Source organism: Vagococcus sp. WN80Y, from assembly GCF_059621045.1.
Genome location: NZ_JCAQHY010000087.1, coordinates 1 through 5,464, shown reverse-complemented (window position 1 = coordinate 5,464; position 5,464 = coordinate 1). Strand labels below are relative to the sequence as shown.

The 5,464-nt window shown below is 36.8% G+C and carries 8 protein-coding genes; 2 read left to right on the top strand and 6 right to left on the bottom strand.

Features of this window, described 5'->3' with window-relative positions; translation table 11 throughout:
- Positions 1 to 664 precede the first annotated feature (664 nt).
- From AC5KOD_RS03160 to AC5KOD_RS03135, 6 genes are all read right to left on the bottom strand, one after another.
- Positions 665 to 880, bottom strand: a complete 216-nt coding sequence (locus AC5KOD_RS03160; RefSeq protein WP_496913085.1) for a DUF2922 domain-containing protein — start codon at positions 878 to 880, stop codon at positions 665 to 667.
- Between the two features lie 23 nt (positions 881 to 903).
- The gene (locus tag AC5KOD_RS03155) at positions 904 to 1,107 is read right to left on the bottom strand and encodes a hypothetical protein (protein ID WP_496913084.1); all 204 of its coding nucleotides are present in this window, start codon (positions 1,105 to 1,107) and stop codon (positions 904 to 906) included.
- Positions 1,107 to 1,703 carry a helix-turn-helix domain-containing protein gene (locus AC5KOD_RS03150; RefSeq protein WP_496913083.1) on the bottom strand — a complete coding sequence of 199 codons (597 nt, stop codon included), beginning with the start codon at positions 1,701 to 1,703 and terminating at the stop codon, positions 1,107 to 1,109. The genes AC5KOD_RS03155 and AC5KOD_RS03150 overlap by 1 nt, the downstream gene beginning before the upstream one ends.
- Before the next feature lie 48 nt (positions 1,704 to 1,751).
- The gene (locus AC5KOD_RS03145) at positions 1,752 to 2,054 is read right to left on the bottom strand and encodes a hypothetical protein (RefSeq protein ID WP_496913082.1); all 303 of its coding nucleotides are present in this window, start codon (positions 2,052 to 2,054) and stop codon (positions 1,752 to 1,754) included.
- Positions 2,055 to 2,142: 88 nt separating this feature from the next.
- Positions 2,143 to 2,385 carry a DUF2922 family protein gene (locus AC5KOD_RS03140; RefSeq protein ID WP_496913081.1) on the bottom strand — a complete coding sequence of 81 codons (243 nt, stop codon included), beginning with the start codon at positions 2,383 to 2,385 and terminating at the stop codon, positions 2,143 to 2,145.
- 15 nt (positions 2,386 to 2,400) lie between these two features.
- The gene (locus tag AC5KOD_RS03135) at positions 2,401 to 2,613 is read right to left on the bottom strand and encodes a hypothetical protein (RefSeq protein ID WP_496913080.1); all 213 of its coding nucleotides are present in this window, start codon (positions 2,611 to 2,613) and stop codon (positions 2,401 to 2,403) included.
- 329 nt (positions 2,614 to 2,942) lie between these two features.
- On the opposite strand from AC5KOD_RS03135, the gene AC5KOD_RS03130 reads away from it, so the two are divergent.
- Both AC5KOD_RS03130 and AC5KOD_RS03125 read left to right on the top strand, forming a co-directional pair.
- The gene (locus AC5KOD_RS03130; protein WP_496913079.1) at positions 2,943 to 3,830 is read left to right on the top strand and encodes a hypothetical protein; all 888 of its coding nucleotides are present in this window, start codon (positions 2,943 to 2,945) and stop codon (positions 3,828 to 3,830) included.
- Positions 3,805 to 4,059 (top strand): hypothetical protein, encoded by a 255-nt coding sequence (locus AC5KOD_RS03125; protein WP_496913078.1) that lies wholly within the window; start codon positions 3,805 to 3,807, stop codon positions 4,057 to 4,059. Before AC5KOD_RS03130 ends, AC5KOD_RS03125 begins: the two co-directional genes overlap by 26 nt.
- Positions 4,060 to 5,464: the final 1,405 nt, after the last annotated feature.

Here is a 5,464-nt window from a genome sequence, read left to right as displayed (position 1 = left end):
ATTTTTACCTAACACGTAAAACTGTCACGTATTAAAAACAGCTAAAATGTTATTTTAATTGGTATATCAACAATACTTTGTTGCATTTAACCTTGACATGTGGCCATTAAAATCTACTTTGTATAATATATCTTATGTCAACTATATGCTATTTTCATATAAAGTTATTAATATAATAATAAAGCGTGACAATCCCTCTAACACCACACTTTCAGGTGAGTATCTTTTTGTTTATATCCTTCCAATTTGAACTTTTTTTCAAAAAACGGTAGACACTAAATAGGGAAATATGCTAAGATTAATGTGTAATTAACACGTCTTGGTTACATAAGATATATTATATAAAGTAAAAAAACACGAGAATCAGACATTCTCGTGTTTTTCTTTACATTATATTTTAAAATTCAAACATTTACTTCTTTCCACCTTAATAAGTTTATTAAAAATACACTTTTAGTAAGTAGTCACACACCAACCACTCAAAACTAACACAAACCTATTTTACACTAAATGAGCTCATAAGAATAGACATATACCTATAAAAATAGACTATGATAATTTAATTCATCCTCCTGTAATCATTGACACTAGTCGAGACGCTTTAGAGTCAAGCCTGTACTAATTTTTGCCTTCGCTATTTGATTGACCTTATCAAACAACCTCATCAAAACAGTGTCTCCGTTTGACGATCCACATACTTCGCTCCCTTTATCACAGCGTATTTCTTTTGTCCTTTATGCTGAAACAATCCCATTCCTACAACTTTTTCCATAAACAGTCGTACCTCATCAGCCTCTAGCGCTTCATTAGGCCGCTGTACTAAAATAGTCGTTGGGTCTCCCGATTCATTTGTAAAATACAAACATAATTTTTTAGTCAATAGGCCCATCCCTTTCATTTCTCCTATGTATACCGTGTCCGGTTAACAATTTGGACAGAGTCTTCACTGTGCGTAGCTGGCAACACCGTTAAAAATAGCGTGGCAAACTGTGACACCTCTTCTGGCTCTATTTTTTCAGGTAAATGTGCCAAGCGAATTCGTCTTAATTGCTCTTCTCCCTCTATGTTGTAACAGCACACCAAATCTGTCCCCTCCCATATCTTCATCATGATCCTCCTTTCTTTTTCTTCACTTTAGCCCGCTCGTTCTCTCCCTTTTTGATAATACGGTAAAACAATTCTGTAAAATATTCGGCCTCTTCCCCACAATCAAGAGAGGACAATCCCATAATTAGCTGATTCATTTTCCCATGAGCCAGTTTGGGTTGTTCTCTAAAATGATAGCTAATGGCGATGGCCATATTGCGCTTACACTTTGCCACGATATGCTCCGTTGGATAACGCCAGCTACGAATGGCCCCTAATAATACTTCCGCTTTCTCAGTTCGTCCTTCTGCGTAAGCCCGCAATATTTGATCTTCTCTGACTGTTTGATCTGAGACCTGCAAAGGATTGGTATAGCTTGTTGTAATGAGTAATTGTTCACCGCAGCCTCTAATCAGTTCGTCTATTTTCGCTAAATTCAGCTGACGACGATGACCATTTTCAATTTCAGATAGATATTGACGATTGACTGTCACTCGTTCGCACAAGTCTGTTTGACTCAGTTCTTTAGCTTGGCGTAATTCTTTAATCAACTGTGCGACCTCTAAATGGATCGCTTGTCGTTTCATCAAATGAGTCAATGCCTGTTCCTTTTCCATTCTCTCTTTCCTCCTTATCAATTCGCTGATTTCTCAACTCACCACTTATTAGGCCTGAGTCACTATCTGACTGGTCTCAGATTGTTTTAGCTCTTTTCTCTTTAGCCGATTCTCTTGAAGGCGTATCCGTTCGTCTAAATTATCAGTCTTACTTTTCAACTCGTCATAACTATTTCCTACATGCTCATCCAATTGGCTAATCTCTTGCCTCAATTTGTCCATCGAGTCAATTAATGGCGCACTTATCTTGGTACGAAATTTATGATAAAATCGCCCTACTCCTGCTAGCAATATAGAAATCATACTTAACAATGCAGCCATTTCCGCAAGGCTCACTCCCATAATCATCATTGCTCTCTCCTCCTTTTTTTTAGATTCTGTTAAAAGAGGGAGACAAACGTCTCTCCCTCCAATTGTTCCTTGTCAAAGCTCCTATAAATTAATCCAACAAAGACGTGCGAATCGTTTGAACCAAATGAGCCTCTTTTGCCTCGGTGAACAGTGTCATTTCCTTTTCTGAGTGATAAAAAAGAGCTAGTTCGCTGAAATCCTTCATCCATTTGCTTAATTTTTCTTTATCTTTAATAAAGGTTTCATCAAAGAATTTTGGACTGATGGTACTTTGACTGCCGTTACTATTGAAAAAAGCTAATTGTAATTTCTTCGTGACTTTATCTGCCATGCTCGTTTCCCCTTTCTAAATTGATTGATGCCGCGTTCGTTTCACACTGATAATCTCTTCTACCTTAACGTCATCCTTAGGAATTAACTCAACAAACAACTGACCGAGAGCAACCATTTTATCTGATTGAACCGTTTCTTTCAGATTTGGCAATGATTGCTTGCTCTTTTTGCCTTCAGCTGTATAGCCAATTTCCGCGCCATGCTGTAAAAATACTGATTCTGTCATATTCTGTCCTCCTTTCTCTTTCTTGACTGATTGCGACTTGCCAACTAGGATCAGATCTGATCTATGCCCCAGTCTAGTTGAAGTTTATTATAAGTACAACTCACCTAACTCACCCTTTTGCCAATTAATTCTTTCAGCTTTTAGTGGCATAAAATCGCTGGAACAACTGGTATAACTGATATTTCCAAACTATCATTTCAAAAAGTGAACAACTTTATTCAGCAAAAAGCGTGAGTTAGGCCCTTTTACAAAAAAAGAAAAATATGTAAAGATAGGAGCAAGTTATCATCTTGATATCTTCTCCTACTATCATCAAAAGGAGGAAAAAAATGACTCACTCACTCATTTTTAGCGAATCTGGGAAGTTAGATTTATCTTGTCACATTGTAAGTGAGACACATATTCTCGCTTACCTAACAAAAGCAATTGAAGAGAAGGAGGTGATGTTAACAGAGGAAGTATTTGCCATGATGAGTGGGAAAAATCTGAAGGGAAAAAGAAAAACAGTGCTCTTTTTTATGGATGGAACCATCAAAAAAACACCACTAACCCCTTTTCAGATACACAAGCTATTTGGCATCAAAAAAGGGATCGCTAATCAGTATATTCTTAGGCAGGTCTTAAATTTTCACCAAAATAAACACCCTAAGTATGCTGCCCTTATCACACCTAGTACCACTTTTTCACGATTTAATGCCAATGTTTGGGCAAATTTAAATCACGCTATCAGCTTTCACTGTGGCGTCAAACAAACAGATGGCATCCAGCGAAGCGTCATCACTTTTTCTTTTGGCGCAGCCTTAGAGGTTCAGATTGGCATTCGAAGTGTGCGACAAACCTTTCTAGTAGATGTCTTAGAGGCTTGGACAATTCAACAGAATCATCTTTTAGGCGCGCAAGCTTTGACCAAAGTAGCAGGTGTCACTAACCCGACTAACCCGTACATGAGGAATAAAATCGCCAACATGAACAAGAAAATTGACCGTAACAACCAGAAAAAAACACAAAAAAAAGACCATCAAAAACGAATTCATACCGTCTTGATCCATCCTGAAGAATTTGCTGAATCACTTCATATTTTTGCCAAGCTTCTTCCCATGATAAAAGACGGCTATCTTCAAAAAGCTGATATGGACAGCCTTCCTCGTCCTCAGCGAACCCTATTTAAACGAATACTTAAGTGGAAAGAAGGTGACAATCATCACACCCCATCGTAAACAACTGACATTAACGTTTAAAAATAGTCAGGGCCAGATTAGTACCTCTAGTGTGACACATTTTCTAGATAATCTTGACCCCCTCATTCTGTCGGAACAGCTTAGTCGGATTCCCATGATGGACACAGAAAATAAACAACTCGTGTCCCATAGATTGTGTCGCAGTCATTGTTTTAAAGCAGAGCGACGAGATACAACTAAAATCAAACTATTGACAGTTAAAGATTAAAAATGAAACCGTTTTAACAGCTTATTCGGCAAAGAAGATATCAAGATAGCTCGTGTTATGTCAACGGATTTGCCCTAACACGAGTCTCCTATTGTCGGAGCTTAAGATAACACGATCTCACTTATAACATATTTATTAGGCGCATTCAGTTGACAACTTACGCTATCACATGTAAGCAAACCGAATTACCTTGAAAAGACTGTGATATCAGCTTATAAAGTCTGATAACACTTCAGCTTAGCAACCATTTCTATGTCAACTAATCACAGACATGAGCTAAAATGTTCCATTAATTTAAATAACAGCTTTTAACCTTTTTAGAAAATAACTATAATTATAGTAAGACCCCAATTAAAATAACGATTTATATAATAATAAAAGGAAAATAAAGTCACTCAGGCGACAGAAATCAGCATCCTTAAAAATCGCCTCAAACATCTATATATAGCGTCATACATCCATTAAACACTCACTTTTAATGTCATCTAATCTCGGACATCGACCTAAAATTAAGCATCAAATTAAATAACAGCATTAAAAAATAGTAGCCACGTTCCTATTAATCGTACGTCAAAATGGAGTTTCACCCAACTTATCACCTTCAAAAATAAAACTTTTACAGCTCCTTTTTTATTTCATCCACTCTCCTTTTAAACAACAAGAAATAACCGACTAAATGACTGGCTTATGCAAAAAACAGCATTAGACAAAAATCAGTCTAATGCTGTATCAATAGTTAGTTGAAGAAAGATCAACAATTCGCGTCTTCTTGTCGGTTGCTGGGGGATGACCAAAGAAACCATCAAAGATCTGTCACTATTTCTCACTTTCTTGTAAAAGAACTAGAAATACCGCCGGATATTGGGTACAATGAAGACACGCTAGCTTTGCTAGCCTATTGGCAACTTGATTAGTAGATTCATCGTCTATTAATTCAGGGCTACATGTAGGGAGGTTGCCACCTCTCTTGTGTAGTGCCAATTTTTTTATTTAGTTGTCAGTTATTTCTTGTCGCGTTCAGTGTATGCTATATTGAGAGCGATGTCAATAAGAATCGGTTGGTTTTTGGGAAATGGGGTGGGTAGGGTAGTATAGTGTATTTTATTTCCACATTCATACCCATGTCATACTAAACATCGTTGAACACTTTTTGAGAGTTACATTTCAGACCATGATTACTATTTTGGTTTTATTTGTGTTTAGATATTTGTTATCTACTTCATACCTTATTTGACTGAAATTCTCTTGATAAGAAGTGACTATTTTAAATAAAGAAATGATTTTTTACGCATGGGAACTGCGTAAGTTAGGAGAACTTAGTCAAGTAACCGACACAAAACATGCTACAGCACCAATAGTTGACTATGATAATAACTTTAAAATGATACGAACATCTACAGTACGA

What these genes read in the sequence shown, in the direction of transcription:
- AC5KOD_RS03150 (WP_496913083.1), bottom strand. Translation starts at nt 1,703, where the DNA reads ATGGAAAAGGAACAGGCATTGACTCATTTGATGAAACGACAAGCGATC.
- AC5KOD_RS03140 (WP_496913081.1), bottom strand. Translation starts at nt 2,385, where the DNA reads ATGGCAGATAAAGTCACGAAGAAATTACAATTAGCTTTTTTCAATAGT.
- AC5KOD_RS03145 (WP_496913082.1), bottom strand. Translation starts at nt 2,054, where the DNA reads ATGATGATTATGGGAGTGAGCCTTGCGGAAATGGCTGCATTGTTAAGT.
- AC5KOD_RS03155 (WP_496913084.1), bottom strand. Translation starts at nt 1,107, where the DNA reads ATGAAGATATGGGAGGGGACAGATTTGGTGTGCTGTTACAACATAGAG.
- AC5KOD_RS03130 (WP_496913079.1), top strand. Translation starts at nt 2,943, where the DNA reads ATGACTCACTCACTCATTTTTAGCGAATCTGGGAAGTTAGATTTATCT.
- AC5KOD_RS03135 (WP_496913080.1), bottom strand. Translation starts at nt 2,613, where the DNA reads ATGACAGAATCAGTATTTTTACAGCATGGCGCGGAAATTGGCTATACA.